This is a genomic window from Listeria monocytogenes, from assembly GCF_013282665.1.
GTDB lineage: Bacteria > Bacillota > Bacilli > Lactobacillales > Listeriaceae > Listeria > Listeria monocytogenes_C.
Window position 1 is genome coordinate 1711603 of sequence record NZ_CP054041.1, and the last position, 22987, is coordinate 1734589.

A 22987-nucleotide genomic window follows, 5' to 3' on the forward strand; every position below is an offset into this window, starting at 1 on the left:
AAAATGAAAAAGATAACGAATAACTTATTTGCAGATATTGGCTTTTTATTTTTCATCTTGCTTTGTTTCATCACGATTGGCTTTATGATTAATACGCCGGATGAATATTTGCGAAACATTATTTTATTAAATATCACTTTTTTACTTGTGATTATCACCTATTTTACGAATTTAACGCTTGGTTTAATTTTAAATGTCCTCTACATTTTTATTTATGCAACTTATATTATTTATGAAATTGTCGCAAATCAAATCGCTTATGGATTTGGTAGCTACTTTTGGCTTATTATCACGCCACTTTTCACCGTTGCAAGTGCGATGTTTACAAGAAATACGTCGAGGCTTCAAGAAGAAAATACGAAAATCAAACAGCAAAATCTATATTTAGGAACAATTGACCAAGAAACTTTGCTTAAAAATATCGTTTCATTCCAAAATGATGAGCGTATCTTTTCCAGCATTTCGCGCCGTTATGACTTACCGCTGTCACTGATGGTCATCAAAGTTCGTCACTGGCGAGAGTTAAAACGATTCCAAAGCGAAGATGAAATGCGAATGGCGTTACAAGATATTTCAGCGATTTTGGAGACTTGTATCCGCACGAGTGATGTCCTTTACTTATTAGATAAGAGTGATGCCACTTGGGGGCTCTTGTTACTAACAGACGAACCGGGTGGGAAATTAGTTGCGGATCGAATCAAAAGCCGAATTGCCGAAGCAAACACTGAAGAATTTGCCGCAAAATACCGTGTGAAGCTAGAACTTCGCATTGGAACAAGCCAATTTGATAGCGAGAAAGTCAAGACACCACTTGATTTTATCGAGTTAGCGACAAAAGAATTAGAATATGACGTGTAAAATAGAGAGTTACCTTCTATAATTAGGAGGTAACTTTCATTTTTGATTGGGGGAGCATGATGAACTTAGAAGAAATAGTCGATTGTATGTTAGTAAACGAAAATGACAAAGAAATTCAGCGGACCCAAACGGAGCACCGTATCAAACTTGTTGATTTTTGGCAGGTGAAAGAAGGGGACCGGGTGCTCGAAGTGGGTTGTGGGCAAGGTGATACAACAGCTGTACTTGCGAATGCAGTTGGTACTAGTGGCTTCGTGCAAGGTATTGATATTGCACCACGAACTTATGGTGCTCCGTTTACCATTGGCGATGCGACAGACCATTTGAAAAAATCAAAACTTGGTGCGCAAATTGATTTTAAGTTAGGAACGGATATTTTAAAAGGGGATATCCCTTTTCCAGAGGATGCTTTTGATATAGCGGTTTTATCACATGCTTCGTGGTATTTTAGTTCCAAAAGTGAGCTCACATTAATGCTCGAATTATTAAGCAGGTGGGCGAAACGAGTTTGTTACGCAGAATGGGATACGAGAATTACGGATGTGAAACAAACATCCCATATGTTAGCCGTGCTCACTCAGTCATCCTACGAAGCATTCAAACAAGAAACACAGTCCAACATCCGAACGTTCATCACGCCAATGGATATGCAAGAAATTATCCAAGAGCACAACTGGAAAATGGGCACGGAAACAAGTATCTTCTCAGAAAAAATGCAAGATAGCCGATGGGAAATTAGTTATGTAAAAGATTTTATCACAAAAGAATTAGAAGCTGATTTAGGTTTGCCAGAAAAATTTAAAGCATTTTTACTTAGTCAAAGTAAATTAATTACACTTGAAAATAGTTTACCAATGGCGTCATACTGTACTTCTTGGCAGGCAAAGTAATTTTGCTTTCTTTTTCACAAGATTTAGATTTTTTATGCTATAATGGAACGTATTAACGAACTAAAGGAGTGTTGAATGTGAGAGCTGTACTTACTGTAATTGGAAAAGATAATGTGGGTATTGTCGCAGGTGTTAGTAATAAATTAGCTGAACTGAACATCAATATTGTGGATGTGTCTCAAACGATTATGGATGGCTACTTTACGATGATGATGATGTGCGATATTAGCCAAATCACGAAAGAATTTGATGAAGTAAAAGCAGAATTAGCCGGTAAAGGCGAAGACCTCCAAGTAAAAATACATATTCAGCGGGAAGAAATTTTCAACGCAATGCACAAACTTTAGGATGGAGGCGATTCTGGTATGGAAACAAATCAAATTTTAGAAACGATACGAATGATTGAAGAAGAAAAATTGGACATCCGGACGATTACAATGGGGATTTCTTTGCTAGATTGTATGGACGGCGACGGCGAAGTGGCTCGAAAGAAAATTTATCAAAAAATCGTCACCAAAGCACGCAATTTAGTGGCAGTGGGTGAAGCGATTGAATCTGAGTTTGGTATTCCGATTATTAATAAACGAATTTCTGTCACACCAATTGCGATCATCGCTGGTTCAAGCGATGATGCGGACTACGTAGAATTTGCCAAGACGCTTGATGCTGCTGCAAAAGAAGTTGGCGTGAATTTTATCGGTGGTTACTCCGCGCTCGTCCAAAAAGGCTACACGAAAGGTGACGAAATCTTGATTCGCTCGATTCCGCAAGCTTTGGCTCAAACAGAACGTGTTTGTTCATCGGTCAATGTTGGCTCGACGCGAACTGGAATCAATATGGATGCTGTCCGTCAAATGGGCGAAGTAATCAAAGAAACGGCGGACTTAACAGCCGATACACAAGGTCTAGGTTGCGCGAAACTTGTTGTATTTGCCAATGCTGTCGAGGATAATCCTTTTATGGCTGGGGCATTTCATGGTGTTGGTGAAGCGGATTGCGTTATCAATGTTGGCGTCAGCGGCCCAGGTGTGGTCAAACGCGCCATCGAAAAAGTAAAAGGCGAACCATTTGATATCGTTGCGGAAACAGTCAAACAAACCGCTTTCAAAATCACTAGAATGGGTCAACTCGTTGGTCAAGTCGCTTCCGAAAAACTCGGCGTTCCTTTTGGGATTGTCGATTTATCGCTAGCGCCAACCCCGGCGATTGGTGATTCGGTCGCACATATTTTAGAAGAGATGGGCTTAGAAATGGTTGGTACACATGGTACAACAGCCGCACTTGCACTTTTAAATGATGCTGTGAAAAAAGGCGGCGTGATGGCCTGCGGGCATGTAGGTGGTTTATCTGGCGCATTTATTCCGGTTTCTGAGGACGCTGGTATGATTGAAGCCGTACAACAAGGCGCGCTCAACCTTGAAAAATTAGAGGCGATGACAGCAATTTGCTCGGTGGGTCTGGATATGATTGCCGTACCAGGTGACACAACCGCCGAAACATTAGCAGCAATGATTGCCGATGAAGCAGCGATTGGCGTAATTAACAACAAAACAACCGCTGTCCGGGTAATTCCAGCAAGCGGCACTAAAGTTGGAGACATGGTCGAATTTGGTGGCTTACTCGGTACGGCACCAGTAATGCCAGTAAACGGAAAATCGTCTGTGGATTTTATTGCTCGCGGCGGTCGAATCCCGGCACCAATTCATTCTTTTAAAAACTAACAAAAAAGGTTTCCTCCAAATTTGCGAGGAAACCTTTTATTATGTCGTTTTTCGTTCTACTAAATGGAAATCTAAATCGAGTAGTGGCAAATTGCTACCAAATAATTGATTCATAATGAGCGTAAAAGCATTTTCAGCCTGCAAATTTACCGGATAGTGAATCGTTGTGATATCAAGCAAATGCGCGATTTCCATATTATCAAAACCACAAATCGCCAAGTCTTCTGGCACGCTGTAACCAAGTCGTCTCGCTTCTGTTAAAAGCCCAGCCGCAAAATAATCATTTGGCGTTAAAAATGCCTCTGGTTTATGCTCCGCTTCTGCCCACCAATGGGCAATTTTTTCTCCGTCTTGCCGAGAACCTTGCCCGTAAAACTGTCTGAATTCATGCGTATCAAGCTCATAACGCGCACAAAAATCTTTAAATGCAAGCATGCGGCTTTGTGTATTGAGTCCAGTCGTATTCCCGTACACATTCACAAATTTCCGGTAACCTTTTGCATATAAATGTTCGAGCGCAAGTGTGTACCCGTCATATTGATTCATAAATACAGAAGGAATTTTTTCGCTTTCGACACGTTGCCAAGTGACAATTGGACCGTATTTGGTGTAATGTTCAATCGTTTTCCAATCATTTGATCGAATGACCAAGACGAGCGCATCGATTTGTTTTTGACGCAGCATCTCTAAGGCCTCTAGTTCTTTATCTGGATCAATCCGCGTCATAAACAATGTGACGTTATAGCCGTGCTCTTGCGCCATCATTGTAAAACTTTTTAAAAATACATTCAGAGAATCTGTAAAGCTAGGAATAACCATGCCGATTAGTTTCGTTGCACCTTTTTTCAGAGATACGGCGTTTATATTCGGAACATAATCTAACTGATCAATGATTGTCTGAACCCGTTTTCTCGTTTCTTCACTCACATAGTCGCGATTATTAATTACTCGGGAAACTGTTGCTGATGAGACACCCGCTAGTTTCGCGATTTCTTGTATATTTGCCAATTGCAAAACACCTCGATTTCTCGTAGCTCTGTAATTAGTATACCAAAAAAGCCCGCCAAATAGCCAGTTTGGATAAATTTAAAATAAGTGCTTGACCTGTAATGCATTACATGAATTATGATGAATGAGAAGAAAAGAAAACGCTTTAAAATTCTAGGAGGTAAGTATATTATGAAAAAAGGTGTAAAAATCGTTACAATTGGTGGAGGTTCCAGCTACACACCAGAACTTGTTGAAGGATTTATTAAACGCTATCATGAACTTCCAATCAGAGAACTTTGGCTAGTCGATATTGAAGCTGGTCGTGAAAAATTAGAAATCGTTGGTAACATGGCAAAACGTATGGTCAAAGCAGCAAACATTGACTGCGAAGTACATTTAACACTTGACCGTCGTGAAGCTTTAAAAGATGCAGATTTTGTTACAACACAATTCCGCGTAGGTTTATTAGACGCTCGTATTAAAGATGAAAGAATTCCTCTTAGCCACGGTATCATCGGTCAAGAAACAAATGGAGCAGGCGGAATGTTTAAAGCTTTCCGTACGATTCCTGTCATTCTTGGCATCGTCGAAGATATGCGTGAACTTTGCCCAGATGCTTGGTTAATCAACTTCACAAACCCAGCAGGTATGGTAACAGAAGCGGTTCTCAGATATGGTAACTGGGATAAAGTCATCGGTCTTTGTAACGTGCCAATCGGAGCTGTAAAAAGCGCATCCGATGTTCTCGACAAACCAGAAGAAGATTTATTCTTCAAATTTGCAGGAATTAATCACTTGCACTGGCACCGCGTATTCGATAAAGATGGCACTGAATTAACAGAAAAAGTTATTGACGGTCTTTATGCACCAGACGCTAACCCTGGAAAAGTCGTTGAAAACATTAAAAACATGCGCTTCTTATATGAGCAAGTAAAACACCTAAAAATGCTTCCTTGTCCATATCACCGTTACTACTATATGACAGATGCAATGCTTGAAGAAGAGCTTGCTTCTTTCAAAAATGAAGGTACTCGTGGAGAAGTCGTGAAAAAACTAGAAGACAGCTTGTTCGAATTATATAAAGATCCAAATCTTGATTACAAACCAGAAGAATTATCCAAACGTGGCGGTGCGCATTATAGTGACGCAGCATGTGAAATCATTAATTCCATTTACAACAACAAAGGTACAGTAATGGTAGTATCTACACGTAATAATGGCGCAATTGATGACGTTCCTTATGATAGTGCTGTAGAAATCACAAGCGTTATCCGTGCGCATGGTGCAGAACCAATCAATTTCGGCAAATTCCCGCCAGCACAACGCGGCTTGCTACAAGTAATGAAATCCATGGAAGAATTAACAATCGAAGCAGCAGTAACAGGCGATTACGCAACTGCACTGCAAGCATTCACTTCCAACCCGCTCGTTCCAAGTGGCGACTTAGCAAAAACAATCCTAGATGAAATGCTAGAGGCACACAAAGAGTTCTTACCGCAATTCGCTAAATAATAACTAAGTGATCCCTTGAAAACAGGGATCACTTTTTTTATGAGTTGTTTTAGCGCGCATTTTTTTCACTTTCCTGTAAAATAGAAAAAAGGAGGTGTGCTAAATGCAAACAAATCTTGAGAGAATAAAAAAACACATAGAAAATTTAGATAGATATACAGCAACTCCAGGTCAGGGGACAACTCGCCTTACATATAGCAAAGAAGACCTCGGGGCGCGCAATTATTTAAAACAAGAAATGACCAAAGTAGGTCTTACAGTTTCAGAAGATGCAATTGGAAATATTTACGGACGGTTAGAAGGTGACAATCCAGATTTGCCAGCAGTCATCGTGGGTTCTCATTTTGACTCCGTGCCCAATGGTGGTGCTTTTGATGGGCCTGCTGGCGTCATTACTGGTCTTGAAGTAGCGAGCGTTTTCCATGAACAACAAACGAAACCTCATTTCCCGCTTGAAATTATCGCGATGGTGGAGGAAGAAGGTTCGCGTTTCGGGGCTGGACTACTTGCCTCACGCGCAATTACAGGCAAAGTTACCAAAGAATTGCTCCACGAAATGAAAGATATAGATGGCATAACAGCCGCAGAAGCTATGGCGAAAATAGGATTTGATGCAAATCAAGTAGTTACGGCTATCCGTACGAAAGAATCCGTGAAAGCATTTATCGAATTACACATTGAGCAAGGCCCCGTCTTAGAAAATGCCAATGAAGATGTGGCGCTAGTAGATACAGTAGTCGGTTTAACAGAAATAAAAGTAACTGTAAAAGGACAAGCTGGCCATGCAGGCACAACGCCAATGCTTGACCGAAAAGATGCGCTCGTTACTGCTGTCGAAATTTTAGGTCAACTGCCAGAATTAGCTAGCCAAGAAGGCGGCGGAACTGTCTTAACAGTGGGCAAACTAAATGTCTATCCAAATGGCGCAAACGTTATTCCAGATAAAGTCGTTTTTACCGTGGATATCCGTGCAAAAGAAGAAATTCACGTCCAAAATACATTAGCAAAAACAAAAGAAATTATCCGATCCGCAGAGACAAATGGCATCACTTGCGAAATAGAAGATATGCTATATGAATCGCCAACCCATTTATCAAAAGAGATTCATCAAGCATTGACCGAAAGTGCCGACCAACTCGGCTTAAAATACCGAACAATGGTTAGCGGAGCCGGGCACGATGCGATGATCTTTGCAGGTTTAACCGAAGTAGGCTTGATTTTTGTCCCTAGCCACAACGGTATAAGTCACGCGCCCGAAGAATGGACGGATTACGAGAAACTCCAAAAAGGAATCGAAGTCGTACTGGAAACAGTAAAAAAATGGACGGAGGAAAGCGCGAATGAATCAGAAAATAAAACAAGCAGTTTTGAATAATGAAGAAGCAATGATTGCTTTTCGCCGTGATTTGCATATGCATCCCGAACTACAATGGCAGGAATTTCGAACTACCGACAAAGTTGCCAAAGAATTAGATAAATTGGGTATCCCTTATCGGCGAACGGAACCAACTGGATTAATCGCAGAACTTAAAGGTGGAAAACCAGGGAAAACAGTTGCCTTGCGCGCCGATATGGACGCACTACCCGTTCAAGAGCTAAACCAAGATCTTCTATATAAATCTACAGAAGATGGAAAAATGCATGCTTGCGGTCACGATGCGCACACGGCGATGTTATTAACCGCCGCGAAAGCACTTGCTCTAGTAAAAGATGAACTACAAGGAACAGTGCGCTTCATTTTTCAACCGTCAGAAGAAATTGCTGAGGGCGCGAAGGCTATGATAGCCCAAGGAGCGATGGAAGGCGTGGATCACGTGTTTGGAATCCATATCTGGTCCCAAACTCCAAGTGGAAAGATATCTTGTGTAGTCGGCTCTACATTCGCCTCCGCAGATATTATCCAAATCGACTTCAAAGGACAAGGAGGTCACGGAGCAATGCCACATGACACCATCGACGCTGCTGTAATTGCTTCCTCGTTCGTCATGAACCTTCAATCCATCGTATCCCGCGAAACCGACCCACTTGATCCAGTCGTAGTAACTATCGGCAAAATGGAAGTCGGTACACGCTACAATGTCATCGCAGAAAATGCCCGTTTGGAAGGAACGCTTCGTTGCTTCAATAACACTACGCGCGCCAAAGTCGCAAAAACAATTGAACACTACGCCAAACAAACCGCCGCTATTTACGGTGGTACGGCAGAAATGATATACAAACAAGGCACACAACCAGTAATCAACGACGAAAAAAGCGCTCTACTCGTCCAAGAAACAATCACGGAATCATTTGGCGAAGAGATGCTTTACTTTGAACGTCCTACCACGGGCGGCGAAGACTTCAGCTATTTTCAAGATGAAGCTCCCGGAAGTTTTGCACTCGTTGGTTGCGGCAATCCTGAAAAAGACACCGAATGGGCGCATCACCATGGCCGCTTTAATATTGACGAAAGTGTCATGAAAAATGGCGCCGAGCTATATGCCCAGTTTGCGTATAATTATTTAAATCAAAATTAAAAAAAGCGTCCAGTTAATTCAATTAACTGGACGCTTTTTGTATGCTATTGTTTTTCTACAACATGTACATCCTCGAAAGAACCATATTTTGTCCACCAAGGAACGGCACCTTCATCAAGCAATTTATCAAGAGAAGTAATATTTTCTTTCCCTTGAGTACGAAGCCACTCACGTAAAGCGTCATCACCTTGTTTACCGTAAACTTCGATACCATCAGCCCAAGTTGCACGACCGCAAAGTACACCACTATATTGTACGTTATGTTGGTTCGCAAATTGGATTGTTTTGTGGAACATGTCAGAAGTTACACCAGCACTTAGATAAATAAATGGAAGTGGGCTTAAGTCAGAGCACTCTTCAAAATGACGAGCTGCTTCGTCTTGTGTATAAGCGACTTCACCTTCCGCAAAACCTTCCACGTATTTAAAGTTAACTGGAACTTCAAGTTTAAGTACATCTACACCATAACGAGGTTTAGAAAATTCTTTAATAGAAGCTTTTACTTTTGCAGGTTTCAATTTCGCATACTCTAAAGAACCAGAATCAGTAACTTTTGCATCATAAGTAATAGGCTCTAAGAAAAATGGAATATCAACTGCGCGACATTCAGCCCCGATTCTTTCTAAAAATGCGTATTTGATTTCATTAATTTCAGCTGGTTCATCTGGATCATAATAAACGAGAATTTTAACAGCATCTCCGCCATTTTCTTTAATACGAAGTGCCGATAAATCTTCAATTAAATCAGGAAGTTTACCAGGAGTTGTTGCATCATAGCCTGTTTTTTCATAAGAAGTTAAAAGTCCGCTACCTTCGTGGCGAGCTTTGATTGCTGGAGTACCATATTCTAAATCAAGCAAAATAGCAGAAGCATAAGGAGTTAATTCTTCAGAAACAAGTTGTTTGAAGTCTTCTACATCCTTTTTATTTTCTGTTCCTTTTGCTTGTTGGATCATTTTTTTGAGTGAGCCACGTTGGTCAATGGCAAGCGCTGCAATGACACCTTTTTCGTTGGAGAGTCTTTGTAAACCATCAAATTTACCTTTTGTTATTTGTACCATTTTTATCTAGTCTCCTTTATAGCAATTTGTCGTTGCTTTTATCAATTTATCCTTCCTTATTATACCACTGAAAAGTTTTTTTAAAACATAGGTATATTTCCGTATTGATTTATCTGAAATAATAATTTACGATATATGTGGAGTGTTAGGTATTAATAGAAATTCGGGATAATTTCTATTAATACATTCTCTTTTGGGAAAGTCATTTAGTGAGTAGACTAGACCAGGAGTGATGAAATGAATCGACGCGAAAGACGTAAACGCAGAAGACGCAAGAACATGATTATCGTGTTGAGTACTGTATTTCTACTGTTTATTGCCACTAGTTGGATGATATTTGAATTTAAAAGTAAACAAGAGCAAACAGTATCCGCACCAACTAAGAAGAAAGCAGCAACTGCCACAAAGCCATCGGAAAATTCAGCAGCTAATGAGCCAGAAGAAACGAAAGAGCCAGAGCCAGTAGAAGAAAAGCCAAAAGAAACTATCGTAAAAAATCAAGAAATTGATAATTATTTACAAAAAATTGGTTTTAGCGGTTCGGCACTTGTGATTCGCGATGGAGAGACTATCATACAAAAAGGATACATGTATGCCAATCGTGATGAAAAAGTTTTGAATACACCAGACACTTTGTTTTATATTGGTTCTTCTCAAAAAGCAATCATAGCAACTGCACTTTTACAATTAGAAGAAAAAGGTAAAATAAGCACGAATGATCCAATTTCGAAATATATACCGGGTTTTCCTAATGGTAATAAGATTTTAGTGAAGAACTTTTTAAATCATACATCTGGTATTGTTGGAAGACCAAAATTAACGAGTAATATGACACCAGACCAACTTATTCAAGCTATTGAGAAGCGGGGAATTAAATCACAACCTGGGAAATGGGATTATATGGATGCTAATTATACTGTAGTGGGTTATCTTGTAGAAAAAGTTAGTGGGCAACCATTAGCGACGTATCTTCAAGAAAACATTTTTAATCCTGCAGGAATGAAGCATACAGGATACTATCAAAAAGATGTGGATGGGGGCAAAAACATATCAATTGGATATAAGATTGATGACAATGGAATCTTCCAAAGTCCGAAACTTGTAGACTTATCACAATTGTATGGCGCAGGGGATATTAGTATGCCTACAACGGATATGTATTTGTTTGATAAAGCATTAATGGATAAAAAATTGATTTCTGAAGCAAGTCTGAAGAAAATGTTCACAAAAGGAAGCAAATCAACTTATGGAATGGGATTCTATGTGGATCCAGGTAGCTATAATAGTCACGGAGTTTTGACCGGTTGGGACGTATCTAATAGCGTCAGTCATACTGGAAGAACGTACGTTATATTATTCTCCAACGTCCAGAATCATATTGCTTCATTCGGTAAAGTGAATAATGATATCTATGGTTTCTTAAATAAATAAAAAGACTCGATTCTGTTTATAGAATCGAGTCTTTTTATTTATTTACCTGTAATTTGTTTTACAGCATCTTCCATTTGATAAAGTTGAGCAGCAGCACTGTAATCGCTCCACTTCGTATTATCTACTTTATACACTTGGTTTTTCTTCACGGCTGGAATATCTTTCCAAACGCCTTTTAGCATTTCATCCACTGAATCCGTATTGCCATCAGTTGGCATTAAAATAAAGAGACGATCTGCGCCTTTTGCATATTCAGGAATTGCTTCACTGGAAATAGCTTTTGTTTCTTTGTTTGCTTTAGCAGCATCTGTCGGTGTGAAGCCTGCGCCAGAATATAAGCCGTCAAAGACTTTCGCATCATGCACATAGATTTCTTTACCATAAAATTGAATAACTGCCGCTTTTTCGTTCGCAACGCCAGCATCTTTTAGTGTTGCTTTGGCTTCTTTGGAGCTTGCTGCGTAATCTTTGTCCCACTTCTCTTTTTCTGCTTTTTTATTTAAAAGATTGGCAATGTTAGAAAGTTGTTTGTCCGGTGTATCACCGAAATGTGAAATATAAACTGGAGCCACTTTTTCCAAATTCTCTAAAAGGTCTTTTTGGTAATCACTAATGATAATCAAGTCTGGTTTTAAATTAGCGATTTTTTCAATACTTGGTTTATCATTACCAACACTTTCTGTCCCTTTTGTTGCCTCAGGATAGGTAGTGATGTAATAGTCAGTTGTACCAACAGGTTTAACGCCAAGAATTTCCATTTCACTTACATTTTGAAGTGCGACAATTCTTTTCGGTGTTGTTGGAACTTCCACTTTGCGGTCCATTGTATCAGTGACCGTTTTTGTTGCGGATTCCTTTTCTTTGCTTGAGTCCTTATCTGAAGAACTGCCACAAGCGGTTAATACTACTGCTAAAAGAACAGTCATCAAAATAGCAGCCCATTTATGCTTTTGGTACATTGTGTATTTCCTCCCTAATTGAAAATGATTTTCATTATCGTTACAAAAGTAATTATATCGAAAACAGGGAGGATTGACAAGGTGAAATGTAGCACAAAAATTTTTATACTTAAAATTGAATGCTGTCACCAACCGTCATCGTTGGAAAAACTTCTGGGGAAACAACAACAGCTCCTGGTAAAACTTCATTTTGTCCTGAGCGAAAATAAACAGAAATATGACCGAGTTCTTCGAGATTTTTGTTTGCATCTGAGCCGACTTCTTCTATTGTATATTCTTGTTCGCCGATTAGTAAGGTATTTCCTTTGTTTAAGGCATTGTTTGGTACATCTTGGAATTCGTGAATAACGGATATTTCGCGTAACTCATTGGTAGCAGTTGGTCCAAATAAGATAACGATTTTTTCTTCTTCAAAAGCAGGGACAAGTGGTCCGATTTCCATAATTTTACTTATAGTCATAACAAATTCCTCCTAAAAATTAATACATACCAATACTGAATACCCAAGCGATAACAACGGCAAGGACACCAGTAATCATCCGGCTATAAAGTATAGCTGGAACACCGAACTGAACCGTTTTTGGCTTAGCTTCTGCAAGAGAAAGTCCTACCGGAATAAAGTCGCAACCAGCTTGAGCATTAATCGCAAATAACGCTGGTAGGGCGTAAGTAACTGGAATCGCACCAATCGCAATTTGCGATCCGATTAAAACACCAATTACTTGAGCGATAACCGCCCCAGGTCCAAGAATCGGTGAAAGAAAAGGCAAACTACAAATAAACGCAATTAGTAACATCCCCCAAAGTGACCCAGCAAGTGGAGAGAGTGTATTCGCAATTAATTTTCCAATCCCAGTGTAATTAATAATACCGATAATCATGCTAATAAAAGCCATAAAAGGAATAATGTTTTTAATGAGCATATCAACGGAATCACGCCCGGCTTGATAGAAAACGCCCATTGCCTTCCCGATACCGCGTGAAAATTTTACGAGAAAGCCTTCTTTTAATTCGCTTGCTTCTTTTTGGTCTTCTTTAATTTTGGCATAGTCTTCTTTAAACTTTTCTCTATCAAAAGGTTTTTCAGAATCAGCACTTTGATCTTGAACTTCAATATCTTCAGGTTTGACCCCAGAAACAAAAATATCTTCTGTAATATGTTTTGCGAGTGGCCCTGATGGAGACGAAGGAAGAACATCAACTGTTGGAATACGTTTCATCGGATAAACCCCAATTCGAGCAGTTCCGCCACAATCTATAACAACACACATCATTTCTTCTTCAGGAATGGAATTTTTGAAACCATCAACGGCTTCGGCACCGGATAATTCAGCAATTTTTAGTGCTACGGGATGGATACCGCCACCAGTAATAGAAACAACTTTTGTTCTCGGTTCGCTCGGAGTAATATCTAGTCCGACACCCCAACCACCTTGACCTTTATTCACATGAATTGATTGATACATTTTATTTGCCTCCTTCTATTTCAGACTTTTTCTTTTCGCATTAAGAATTTCGTAATTGTTTCTGTAATGACACCACGCATTAAAATAACCACGAGACCTGCTAGGAAGTAGCGAACAGCAAGGCTAGACATGCTATACCCAGCTTCGACCACACCATTAGCAATCCCTAAATAAACAAATAGTTCACCAGCATTTGCATACGGAAATAGTCCGGTAACAGGGTGCAAAAACGATACGACAGAGTCATAAAAAGCTGGTTTCTGATGTTCTTTAACAAATCGACCGAATGTGTAAGCCATAGGATTTGTTAACATCAGGACGGATAAAACGGGCATTAATGTATAACGCAAAATCATGTTTTTTGCAGAAAATTGGATTGCTCTGTTGACACGTTCTTCCCCGATAAAAGCAATAATCGAGTAAGTAAAAGTTAAAAGGACAATTAAAAGAGGGACAATTCCCGTCATAAAACTTACAAACTGTTTTCCACCAGCCTCAAATAAGCCGATAAAGTTTGTTCCAAACCATTCAATATAATTCACTAGGAAACACTCCTTTTTAATTATTTAAAGCGCTTTCATACAACTGTTGACTGTTTTAATAATTGCTTTTTCTTGGATTGTATTCTTATTTTTACTACTAAGTTCCGTCAATATTTCGGATAAATCTTTATGATGATAGTTGGTGAAAGTCTTGAACTTTGCAAAAACAGTCTTTCCGGTTAAAATTTGGCATTCATGTACAATCCGGTTTTCATTCACTACCAGAATGGCTACAGCACTTGTGCGAAATTTGAGTCGTTCCATTTCGGAATAAAGATAATAACCAGTTTTCCCAGCATATTTATCCGCAACTTTGTTCATATGATGCTGATAATACCTCACTTGGAAAAAAGCAAGACCTGTCTGAGCGATGAAAATGAGGGAAGCAATAAGGACAATATTCATTTACTTTTCCTCCTTAGAGGGTGGGAAGAGGCTTGTCTTCCCACCAAGTTGAAATTATTTGCTGAATGTTTCATCTTGCAGTTTTCTAAGTTTCCAAACAGTAGTGGATTCATCTAATGAAACGTCTTCGTCTGTAATAAATGTTCCAGCTTTGATATTTCTGCGGGCTAGTACCTCACCGCTAATCAAGCCGATTGGAATGTGACCATTCGTTGCCATATCAACGTGAGTTTCCAGTACACCGCGTACACAGAAACCACCAATACCATCTAATTTTTCACCGGCTGAAATATCTTTCTTAGCAACGGCAACTGTTTCGGAAACTGGTGCCCCCATTGGTACGATAGCATGATCGTGGTTCAACACAGCTTTTGCAATGGTTAGAGGTGTTTCAAGGCTTGCGAGGTGATAAGGGCGATAAAGAATGTGATGATCGCGGTCGCCTTTTTTCATGAGGTAGCTAAGTTCGTGACTAACGCCTTCATTTTGTCCTTTGACGATAACGAATACGCCAGGTGCTAAGCCATCTACATACTCTACAACGCCAAATTTGTTTAAAATACCACCTTGGTCTTTTAGGTCGAGGTCTTTGATGACAGAATCAACATCACCAGAAATACCATGCATTCCAACAACATCTGGTACATAACCAATAGCATTAGAAAGTAAGTTCATTTCTGCCATTGTTTTTGTTCCATCTTGGAAAGCAGCTAGCATGTGAGACGCCATGTTTTTCCCGTCGGCTTCCACTTGGCAACTATCAGGGTTAGCGCTAATTTTAAGTTTATTATTTTTTCCTTTACCAGCGACAAGGACTTCCATACCCATTGATTTGGAAAATTCGTAAAGTTCAGTTATTGCAGCAGGTTCGTCGCCGTCGGAGCCAGTATATACGAGGCCAGCGCTGTCATATAATTTTTTCATTAACGGACCGATAGTAATATCAATTTCTACATTAAGTAAAACGAGTTGTTTTTTAGCAAGTAAAGTTTCTAGGGAAATTTTTGCGCCGACTTCTGGAACACCAGTGGCATCGACGATCACTTCTACAAGATCAGAATGGATAATTTCTTTAAAGTCATTAGATAATAGAATTTTTTCTTTTTTGGTAGCTGTGGCATTGTAAGCATCTGCTGCTTTTTGTGCTGCTTCTATGTGAATATCGCTAATACCAACGACACTCATGCCTGGAATTGCGGCGATTTGCGAAATCATGCCGAATCCCATTTGACCAGCGCCGATAACACCAACGCGAATCGGATTATTTTCGTTCTCACGAGCAAGTAACTGTCTATATAAAGTCATTTCAAGTTCCTCCTAGTAATCGTTTTCATTTATTAAAATAAAACTCCGGATAAAGCTATTTTATCCTAATAAACGAATTTTGTAACATTTGTCACTTATGGTGACAAATGTCGTATTTCACAAATTAAATATAACACTTTAACATTTTTTCGTCAATGGAATATTATATGTTTTTATTTTTTAGAGAAATAAAAAAAGCTCATTCCATTGTGGGAGAGAGCTTTTGGAGATTATAAATTTTATGATTAAGAATAATGACTAATTATTTTTTTGAAGAATGTATTCAGCCATTCTATCAGTAATCACAATCACATCTATCAATCCAGCGTCAAGAGCAGCAACTAACGCTTCTTTTTTTTGTAGTCCGTTTGCGAGCGCGACGACAGTTGGGATATTTTTTAGTTCCTCTAAACTAAGGCCGATGACATGGGTATTAATTTCTGTGTTTGCTTCTTTACCATCTGCTGTGAAGAAGCGTGAATTAATATCACCTACAACATCTCTATAGCGTAGTTCTTCAATATCTTCTGAATTAATATAGCCGATTTCTTCCATTGTGCTGTGATTATAAGGACTTGAAACGCCGACAATAGCCATATCAACGGTTTTTCCTTCTTCTAATACTTCACTAATATACTTGTTTTTGGATAAATCAGTTTTCATCTCTGTATCTTCAACGAGCGCAGGAGCATACAAATATTTGGAATGACATTTCATTTTTTTCTTTAAATCATAACAAATTTGATTGGAGTGCAGATCAATATCACTCGAGCCCATTCCGCCGATAAGTGGAATAATTGTTAAATCTTTGTGCGGGATAAAAGGGAATTCATTAGCGAATTTGCGGATGGTTTTCCCCCATGAAATACCTAGAGTGTTTACCTTAGCAATTCTTTTACTTAGGGTATAAGCCGCTTCTTTGGCAAGGAAATTCAGTGCTTCTTCCTCAGACATATCGTGTGTTGCGACGACAATCGCTTCCTCTAAACCGAACTTTTCTTCTAATTTTTGTTCTAAATCTACCGTATAGTATGTTTCGTCTTTAATGAAGATTTCAACAATACCTAAGTCTTTCGCGCGTTGCAAGGTTTTAGAAATAATCGATCTTGATATCCCGATTTTTTTGGCAATTTGTGCTTGGGTCCAGCCATAGTGATAGTACCACGTAGCGATTTTTACCATATCTCTTTTTTCTTCCCATTTCATTCTATTTACCTCCATTTTACATAATAATGGAACAAAAGTTATACATTGTCACAAATGTTTTATGCTAATAGTATCACAGATTCGACCTTCTGAAAAGGATGCAGATAAATATGGCGCTTTTATAAAGAGAAATTACTTTTTAGTCTAATTTCAAGTGATTTTTACTAATTTGTGTCAAAATAAAAAACAATTTTTTTCGTGATTTACGAGTAATTTTGCAAGCATTCTTAAAAATAAATTAACAAAGAGTTTGTAATTCCTTCTCCATAGAGAAAATTTTCTAATTCAAGCGTGGCAGTATTAGTTTAGTCCTTAGCAACCCTAGCAATATACTACTTACTCATTCATGTTAGAATAGGAGTGGGTTTTTAGTGGAACATTTATTTACTTACAAAGAATTTGTTAGCATGATGAAAAATTACGGTATAAAACACAAAAAAGCAAACTAAAATGCGCTGAAAATATTTTGACTAATTCTACGGAACCCAATAGTGTCATTTTATTACTAAATGGATACATAAGTAGTTACATATGTGAGTCACCTGAAAAACTTTTATCTGTTTTTGAACCAGGTACATTTTGACGTTATTCTATACTAGAAGAATTCCCCCCAATTGTAACAAATATTGCACTTTCAGATGATTGTGTCGTGTATGAGTATAAAAAAGAAGACATTGAATATGCTTTATCCTTATTTCTAGAAAACTTTGGCTTTCAATATTTCTTTTTAAAAAAGATTGGACGTCATTTATACTGTAGGGCTTTACTTAATGAAAAAGCATTAGGACTAGAGAAAGAGTACCCGTGGATGTATATTACGGACAGCTTACTACTTTTCATTCTGCTCATTATCGCAACTTACTCCGTCGGAAAACGGACAGCAAAGAAAAAACAACAAGACGAAGAATAAGCGCAACAAAAAACAGCTTGAAAATGAGAAGTTACCTCGTTTTCAAGCTGGTTCTATTATTTTTCGATTTTTTCAGTTTCTACGACACGAAGTCCTTTACGTTCTAAGTGAGAAACAATTTCGTTTTTCTTCTCTTCCGTTACGCCAACTGGTAAGGAAACAAGTACACGACGAATGAAATCTTCTGTTTGATTATCTAACGTAATCAAACTTGCGATACTCGAATAACGATCGATAATTTTAGTGATTTTAGTTAATGCACCTTGAACTTCACCTGTTGCAATCGTAAGTACGTAGCTAGTTGTCTTTACATTCCAACCATCTTGAAGCAAACCAAGTAATTTCCCATGCGTTAAAATACCATAAAAGTTACCTTGTTCATTCAAAACAGCAATATATGGAAGCTCTTTAATTGTAAAGAACACTTCAAAGAAAGAGGCATTAACACAAATGTGCTTCGTTGCATTTTTAATTAAACTCATTACTGGATCACTAAGACTTCCGCCATTAGCAGCATGTTTGTAGATATGCATTTTATAGATGTTGCCTAAGAATTTTTCCCCTTTTTCGTCTAATACAGGAACACAGCGATAACCAGATTCTTCTAGTAGATGGATAGCCTCTTGTAAAGTTGCATCTCCAGGGACGGTTGTTAAATTTATTTTAGGGATACAAAGGTTTTTTATCAACATGTTCTTCACTCCATTCTTCTTCCTCTTCATTTTATCGTAAAGTAGCGCTTTTGTATAGAAAATCACTATGAATGCATTTAGAATCTAACGAAGATGTAATTTTTTCAGATATATAGGACGAATTATGGTTTAAGGTTTAATTTTTCTTAAAAAAGTGTATTATTAAATATGCTATGTAAAATTGTAAACAGAAAGAAGGACTTGAAATGCAAAAAGAAATCTTGAATTTTGATTATTATAATCCTACTCATATTATTTTTGGTAAAAATCGTCTAGAAGAACTAAATGAAGTGATCCCCGAAGATAAAAAAGTGTTGATTTTATACGGTGGCGGTAGTGTTAAGAGATTTGGGACACTTGATAAAGTAAAAGCAGCTCTTAAAACTAGAGATGTTGGTGAGTTTGGCGGCATCGAAGCGAATCCTACATACGAAACATTAATAAAAGCTATTCAATTAGTAAAAGAAGAAAACTATGACTTTTTACTTGCTGTTGGTGGTGGCTCTGTTATTGATGGTACGAAATTTGTAGCCGCTGGAGCATTATTTGACGATGATCCAATCCATATTTTTGGTAGCGGGATTGGCGAAAAACGTCCGATTACGAAAGCTCTTCCTTTTGGAACAGTATTAACTTTGCCAGCAACTGGTTCTGAAATGAATAGTGGGGGTGTCATTACTTTTGTGGAGAAGAAAGCGAAACTCAGCTTTGGTAGTGCTTATACTTATCCAATCTTCTCTTTACTTGACCCAGAACTCACATACACGCTTCCAAAACGGCAGCTAGCGAATGGCATTATGGATGCGTATGTGCATGTAATGGAACAATATATGACTTATCCAGTAGGTGCTTTATTACAAGATCGTTATGCCGAAAGTCTGCTACAAACTTTAATCGAAATTGGTCCAGATGTTATTAAAGAAGATAATCATGATTACAATACACGCGCGACTTTTATGTGGTCAGCTACAAATGCGCTTAATGGAACGTTGTCAAGAGGTGTTCCGCAAGACTGGGCAAGCCATAGTTTAGGTCACGAAATCACAGCACTATACGGAATTGACCATGCGCGCACATTAGCGATTGTTCTTCCCTCGCTTTTAAATGTTCGTCGTAATGAAAAAAAAGATAAATTAGTGCAATACGCAGAACGAGTATGGGGGATTTTGAGTGGTAGTGATGAAGAAAAAATAGATGCAGCGATCCTTAAAACACGTGAGTTCTTTGAAAGCTTAGGGGCAGGGACTAGATTTAGTGATTATGGGCTTGGTGAAGAAGTGGTCGATTTACTAGTTGACCAATTAGAACGCCATGGTTTAACGAATATTTCAGAACGAGGCGACCAAACGCTAGAAATTTCTCGTCAAATTTATACAAATGCTTTATAATCAATCATAAAATTTTTGCGCAAATCATTAGAGAAGAAATTTGCTAACTTGAATAAAAAACAAAAGAAAGAAGGCGAAATTTCTTGAGTACCAAAAAGGAAAAAACGTTTTTCGGGCATCCGCGCGGCTTAGCAACATTATTTAATACCGAATTCTGGGAGCGATTCTCCTATTACGGAATGCGCGCACTATTACTTTATTATATGTATACTGCAGTAGCAGACGGTGGACTTGGATTTAGCCAGTCTACTGCAACGGCGATTATGTCTATTTATGGTTCACTAGTATTTATGTCAGGGGTCATTGGTGGATGGTTTGCTGACCGTGTCTTAGGGGCGCGGCAGACGATTTTTTACGGTGGCGTACTGATTATGGTGGGTCATATTGTCCTTGCAATTCCTAGTGGAGGAGCAGCGGCATTATTTGGTTCCATGGCGTTTATTATTCTTGGAACTGGACTGCTTAAACCGAATGTTTCTAACGTTGTTGGGGATTTATATCCAGCGGGCGATAATCGTCGTGATGCTGGTTTTAGTATTTTCTACATGGGTATCAACTTAGGTGCATTTATTGCGCCACCAATTGTTTCAGCTGTTTCTGATAACGCTGGAAGTTACCATGCTGGTTTCGGTGTGGCAGCTGTTGGTATGGCAATTGCACTTGTTGTGTATGTTCTTACAGGAAAACGTTACTTAAAAGATGCTGGTAAAAAAGCGCCAAATCCGCTTCAAAGATCAGAAGCAAAAAGTCTTACATTCAAAATAATCGGCATTGTTTTAGGTATAGGATTATTAATTGCTGTTTTAAGCTTAATTACAGGTAGCTTAACAATTGATACAATTATTCTTGCTGTAACGGTGATGGGCGTTGGTGTTCCACTCGCTTACTTTATTATGATGATGACTAGCAAGAAAACCGAGCCGGACGAAAAATCACGTTTAACTGCCTACATACCGTTATTCTTAATCGCAGTATTATTTTGGATGATTGAAGAACAAGGCTCGTCCACATTGGCGCTTTTCGCGGCAGAAAGAACGGATTTATCTATTTGGGGTCTAAACTTAAATCCAGCTAATTTCCAGTCGCTAAATCCAGTGTTTGTAATAACGCTTTCACCAATCTTTGCCTGGATTTGGACAAAGCTTGGTGATAGACAACCATCTACACCACGTAAATTTGCGCTTGGACTATTCTTCGCTGGTTTATCTTTCGTTGTTATGATGCTACCTGGTATTTTGCATGGAAACACAACAACGCTTGTAAGTCCGCTTTGGTTGGTTCTAAGTTTCTTCATCTGTATTTTCGGTGAAATGTTTATCTCACCAGTCGGATTATCTGCAACGACAAAACTAGCGCCAAAAGCCTTTGCTTCACAAACGATGAGCTTATGGTTCTTGTCAGATGCAATGGGACAATCATTTAACGCGCAATTAACGCAATTATTTAATCCTGACACAGAAATTGCTTATTTCGGGATTACTGGTTTTGTAGCAATTGCTTTTGCGGTAGCATTATTCATTTTTGCGCCATTCTTGAAAAAATATATGAAAGGCGTTCATTAAAGGAATTAAGCGCACTTTCTCCTTATTTGGAGGAAGTGTTTTTTTGTGCTAGTAATTAATTAGTTTGCCATTAACTCTTAAGATTGCTACTATTAAAGGGAGAAGTGATAATTTAAAGGAGTGTATACATGGAATCATCAAGCAGGGTAGTTATTTATTTAACGCGACATGGAAAGACGATTTTAAACACACTTGATCGGGTGCAGGGCTGGGCTGACTCGCCGCTCACTGAAGAAGGAGCACTTGTTGCGCATGATTTAGGTCGTGGTTTAAAGGGGACTAATTTTGTAGCCGCTTACGCAAGTGACCGAGGTCGTGCCATCGAAACCGCAAGAATTGTCATGAAAGAAAGCGACAACCATCATCTGAAACTGGAAAAATTAGCTGAAATGCGTGAATTTGGTTTCGGCAAATTTGAAGGAGAATATAACCATGCTGTTTTAAAAATGGTTGCAAAGGCGCACGGTTTTGAATCTATTGAAAGCTATTATGATAAAACTTCTGAAAATAATTCCAATATTGTCATTGATACGGTGCACAAAATGGACGAGACTGGCATGACGGAAAACTCGGCTATTTTTGAAGAAAGACTAAGTGCGGGACTTAATACCATTCTTTCCGATGCCAAGAAGCGTGGCGGTGGAGATGTCTTAGTAGTAGCGCACGGTATGGTTATTCATCGCATTATTGAAATGATTGATCCTAGTAAAAATTTACGAATTATTGAAAATGCCAGCGTGACAAAAGTTATTTTTGAAAACGGAACTTATTCGATTGAGGAACCTGGGAATATGTTTTATGTAGAAGCTGGAAAAAAAGCGCAAGGAGGAGTTTAAGTGGCAACAGGAAAACTAAATGTGTATTTAGTTAGACACGGCAAAACGATGTTCAATACATCGCGTCGCGTGCAAGGCTGGTCAGATACACCATTAACAAATGAGGGAATCGAAGTGGCAGAGTTTTTAGGTCGTGGTCTTCGTGAAACCCCATTTGATGCTGTTTATACGAGTGATCGTGGTCGAACAATTGAGACGGCGGGTATCATTTTATGTGAAAGCAAGCAGGTGCATTTGGAAATAAATGAACTACGTGATTTCCGTGAGTTTGGTTTCGGTAAATTTGAAGGTGAGTATGAAGATATTATGTTTGGAAAAGTGATGGAGCATCTTGGTTTCCAGTCGATGGAAGAAGCTTTTGAAGAATTTGGCGATGATGGTTATCAAATTGTCTCAGAAACAGTAGCGAAAATTGATGAAACTGGTATGTCCGAAAATTGGGATGCAATGGTAGCTAGATTAAAAAATGCTTTAGACATAGTTAGTACAGAAAATCAGGCGGAAAATGCCAACGTTTTAGTGGTTTCCCACGGAATGGCTATCAATACGATTATATCTTTCTTTGATAAGTCATTAATTAATCCAGACTTAGCTAATGCAAGTGTTACAAGACTTGGATTTGAAAATGGTGAATGGACAATTGAGACAGTGAATGATTTAAGTTATATTGAAGCCGGAAAGTTAGTTTTAGTTTAAAAAAATCCAGAATGGCATAAAGGCCATTCTGGATTTTTTAA

The 22987-nt window shown here is 38.6% G+C and carries 22 protein-coding genes and 1 pseudogene; 13 read left to right on the forward strand and 10 right to left on the reverse strand.

Annotated elements, in window-relative coordinates; translation table 11 throughout:
* Positions 1–3 precede the first annotated feature (3 nt).
* The 4 genes from HRK21_RS08580 (at position 4) to HRK21_RS08595 (ending at position 3469) form a co-directional block, all read left to right on the forward strand.
* Complete coding sequence (locus HRK21_RS08580) at positions 4–858, forward strand: diguanylate cyclase domain-containing protein (protein WP_003735706.1); 855 nt, start codon at positions 4–6, stop codon at positions 856–858.
* A gap of 59 nt (positions 859–917) precedes the next feature.
* Positions 918–1748 carry a class I SAM-dependent methyltransferase gene (locus HRK21_RS08585; RefSeq protein WP_070006360.1) on the forward strand — a complete coding sequence of 277 codons (831 nt, stop codon included), beginning with the start codon at positions 918–920 and terminating at the stop codon, positions 1746–1748.
* Between the two features lie 77 nt (positions 1749–1825).
* The gene (locus HRK21_RS08590) at positions 1826–2095 is read left to right on the forward strand and encodes an ACT domain-containing protein (protein WP_003721327.1); all 270 of its coding nucleotides are present in this window, start codon (positions 1826–1828) and stop codon (positions 2093–2095) included.
* Between the two features lie 18 nt (positions 2096–2113).
* Complete coding sequence (locus HRK21_RS08595) at positions 2114–3469, forward strand: PFL family protein (protein WP_003738225.1); 1356 nt, start codon at positions 2114–2116, stop codon at positions 3467–3469.
* Between the two features lie 39 nt (positions 3470–3508).
* On the opposite strand, the gene HRK21_RS08600 is transcribed toward HRK21_RS08595, so the two are convergent.
* A complete protein-coding gene (locus tag HRK21_RS08600) occupies positions 3509–4477 on the reverse strand; it encodes a LacI family DNA-binding transcriptional regulator (protein WP_070006352.1) in 969 nt (322 codons plus the stop codon).
* Positions 4478–4648: 171 nt separating this feature from the next.
* Here HRK21_RS08600 and HRK21_RS08605 point away from each other — a divergent pair, with 171 nt between their 5' ends.
* The 3 genes from HRK21_RS08605 (at position 4649) to HRK21_RS08615 (ending at position 8487) form a co-directional block, all read left to right on the forward strand.
* Positions 4649–5971, forward strand: a complete 1323-nt coding sequence (locus HRK21_RS08605; RefSeq protein WP_003738227.1) for a 6-phospho-beta-glucosidase — start codon at positions 4649–4651, stop codon at positions 5969–5971.
* 103 nt (positions 5972–6074) lie between these two features.
* On the forward strand, positions 6075–7346 hold the full coding sequence (locus HRK21_RS08610) for a Zn-dependent hydrolase (protein WP_070006351.1): 1272 nt from the start codon (positions 6075–6077) through the stop codon (positions 7344–7346).
* Positions 7312–8487 carry a M20 family metallopeptidase gene (locus HRK21_RS08615; RefSeq protein WP_070006350.1) on the forward strand — a complete coding sequence of 392 codons (1176 nt, stop codon included), beginning with the start codon at positions 7312–7314 and terminating at the stop codon, positions 8485–8487. Before HRK21_RS08610 ends, HRK21_RS08615 begins: the two co-directional genes overlap by 35 nt.
* 44 nt (positions 8488–8531) lie before the next feature.
* On the opposite strand, the gene HRK21_RS08620 is transcribed toward HRK21_RS08615, so the two are convergent.
* Positions 8532–9548 carry a tagatose-bisphosphate aldolase gene (locus HRK21_RS08620; RefSeq protein ID WP_003738230.1) on the reverse strand — a complete coding sequence of 339 codons (1017 nt, stop codon included), beginning with the start codon at positions 9546–9548 and terminating at the stop codon, positions 8532–8534.
* A 237-nt stretch (positions 9549–9785) separates the two neighbouring features.
* Here HRK21_RS08620 and HRK21_RS08625 point away from each other — a divergent pair, with 237 nt between their 5' ends.
* The gene (locus HRK21_RS08625) at positions 9786–10979 is read left to right on the forward strand and encodes a serine hydrolase domain-containing protein (RefSeq protein WP_070006349.1); all 1194 of its coding nucleotides are present in this window, start codon (positions 9786–9788) and stop codon (positions 10977–10979) included.
* A 38-nt stretch (positions 10980–11017) separates the two neighbouring features.
* Here the strand turns inward: HRK21_RS08625 and HRK21_RS08630 are convergent, their stop codons facing one another.
* From HRK21_RS08630 to HRK21_RS08660, 7 genes are all read right to left on the reverse strand, one after another.
* Complete coding sequence (locus HRK21_RS08630; RefSeq protein ID WP_070006348.1) at positions 11018–11938, reverse strand: ABC transporter substrate-binding protein; 921 nt, start codon at positions 11936–11938, stop codon at positions 11018–11020.
* A 109-nt stretch (positions 11939–12047) separates the two neighbouring features.
* Positions 12048–12398: a PTS glucitol/sorbitol transporter subunit IIA gene (locus HRK21_RS08635; RefSeq protein WP_069888147.1), complete on the reverse strand. Its 351-nt coding sequence runs from the start codon at positions 12396–12398 to the stop codon at positions 12048–12050.
* A gap of 19 nt (positions 12399–12417) precedes the next feature.
* Positions 12418–13404 (reverse strand): PTS glucitol/sorbitol transporter subunit IIB, encoded by a 987-nt coding sequence (srlE, locus tag HRK21_RS08640; RefSeq protein WP_003738234.1) that lies wholly within the window; start codon positions 13402–13404, stop codon positions 12418–12420.
* A gap of 20 nt (positions 13405–13424) precedes the next feature.
* Positions 13425–13946, reverse strand: coding sequence for a PTS glucitol/sorbitol transporter subunit IIC (gene srlA / locus HRK21_RS08645; protein WP_003735723.1), 522 nt, complete (start codon positions 13944–13946; stop codon positions 13425–13427).
* A gap of 24 nt (positions 13947–13970) precedes the next feature.
* Positions 13971–14351: a transcriptional regulator GutM gene (locus HRK21_RS08650; RefSeq protein ID WP_069888149.1), complete on the reverse strand. Its 381-nt coding sequence runs from the start codon at positions 14349–14351 to the stop codon at positions 13971–13973.
* Positions 14352–14405: 54 nt separating this feature from the next.
* On the reverse strand, positions 14406–15656 hold the full coding sequence (locus HRK21_RS08655) for an NAD(P)H-dependent oxidoreductase (protein WP_069888150.1): 1251 nt from the start codon (positions 15654–15656) through the stop codon (positions 14406–14408).
* 258 nt (positions 15657–15914) lie between these two features.
* The gene (locus HRK21_RS08660; RefSeq protein ID WP_003738238.1) at positions 15915–16862 is read right to left on the reverse strand and encodes a sugar-binding transcriptional regulator; all 948 of its coding nucleotides are present in this window, start codon (positions 16860–16862) and stop codon (positions 15915–15917) included.
* Positions 16863–17233: 371 nt separating this feature from the next.
* On the opposite strand from HRK21_RS08660, the pseudogene HRK21_RS08665 reads away from it, so the two are divergent.
* Positions 17234–17679: pseudogene (locus tag HRK21_RS08665) on the forward strand (Crp/Fnr family transcriptional regulator); the annotation flags it as partial.
* Positions 17680–17828: 149 nt separating this feature from the next.
* On the opposite strand, the gene cbpA reads toward HRK21_RS08665, so the two are convergent.
* Positions 17829–18464, reverse strand: a complete 636-nt coding sequence (gene cbpA, locus HRK21_RS08670; protein ID WP_003730209.1) for a cyclic di-AMP binding protein CbpA — start codon at positions 18462–18464, stop codon at positions 17829–17831.
* Between the two features lie 206 nt (positions 18465–18670).
* On the opposite strand from cbpA, the gene HRK21_RS08675 reads away from it, so the two are divergent.
* The 4 genes from HRK21_RS08675 (at position 18671) to HRK21_RS08690 (ending at position 22946) form a co-directional block, all read left to right on the forward strand.
* Positions 18671–19852: an iron-containing alcohol dehydrogenase gene (locus HRK21_RS08675; RefSeq protein ID WP_070006347.1), complete on the forward strand. Its 1182-nt coding sequence runs from the start codon at positions 18671–18673 to the stop codon at positions 19850–19852.
* Positions 19853–19935: 83 nt separating this feature from the next.
* Entirely contained in the window at positions 19936–21414 is a 1479-nt protein-coding gene (locus HRK21_RS08680; RefSeq protein WP_014589012.1) for a peptide MFS transporter, read from the forward strand.
* A gap of 128 nt (positions 21415–21542) precedes the next feature.
* Positions 21543–22250 (forward strand): histidine phosphatase family protein, encoded by a 708-nt coding sequence (locus tag HRK21_RS08685; protein WP_003738243.1) that lies wholly within the window; start codon positions 21543–21545, stop codon positions 22248–22250.
* Entirely contained in the window at positions 22251–22946 is a 696-nt protein-coding gene (locus HRK21_RS08690; RefSeq protein ID WP_070006346.1) for a histidine phosphatase family protein, read from the forward strand. It begins immediately after the preceding gene.
* Positions 22947–22987 lie beyond the last annotated feature (41 nt).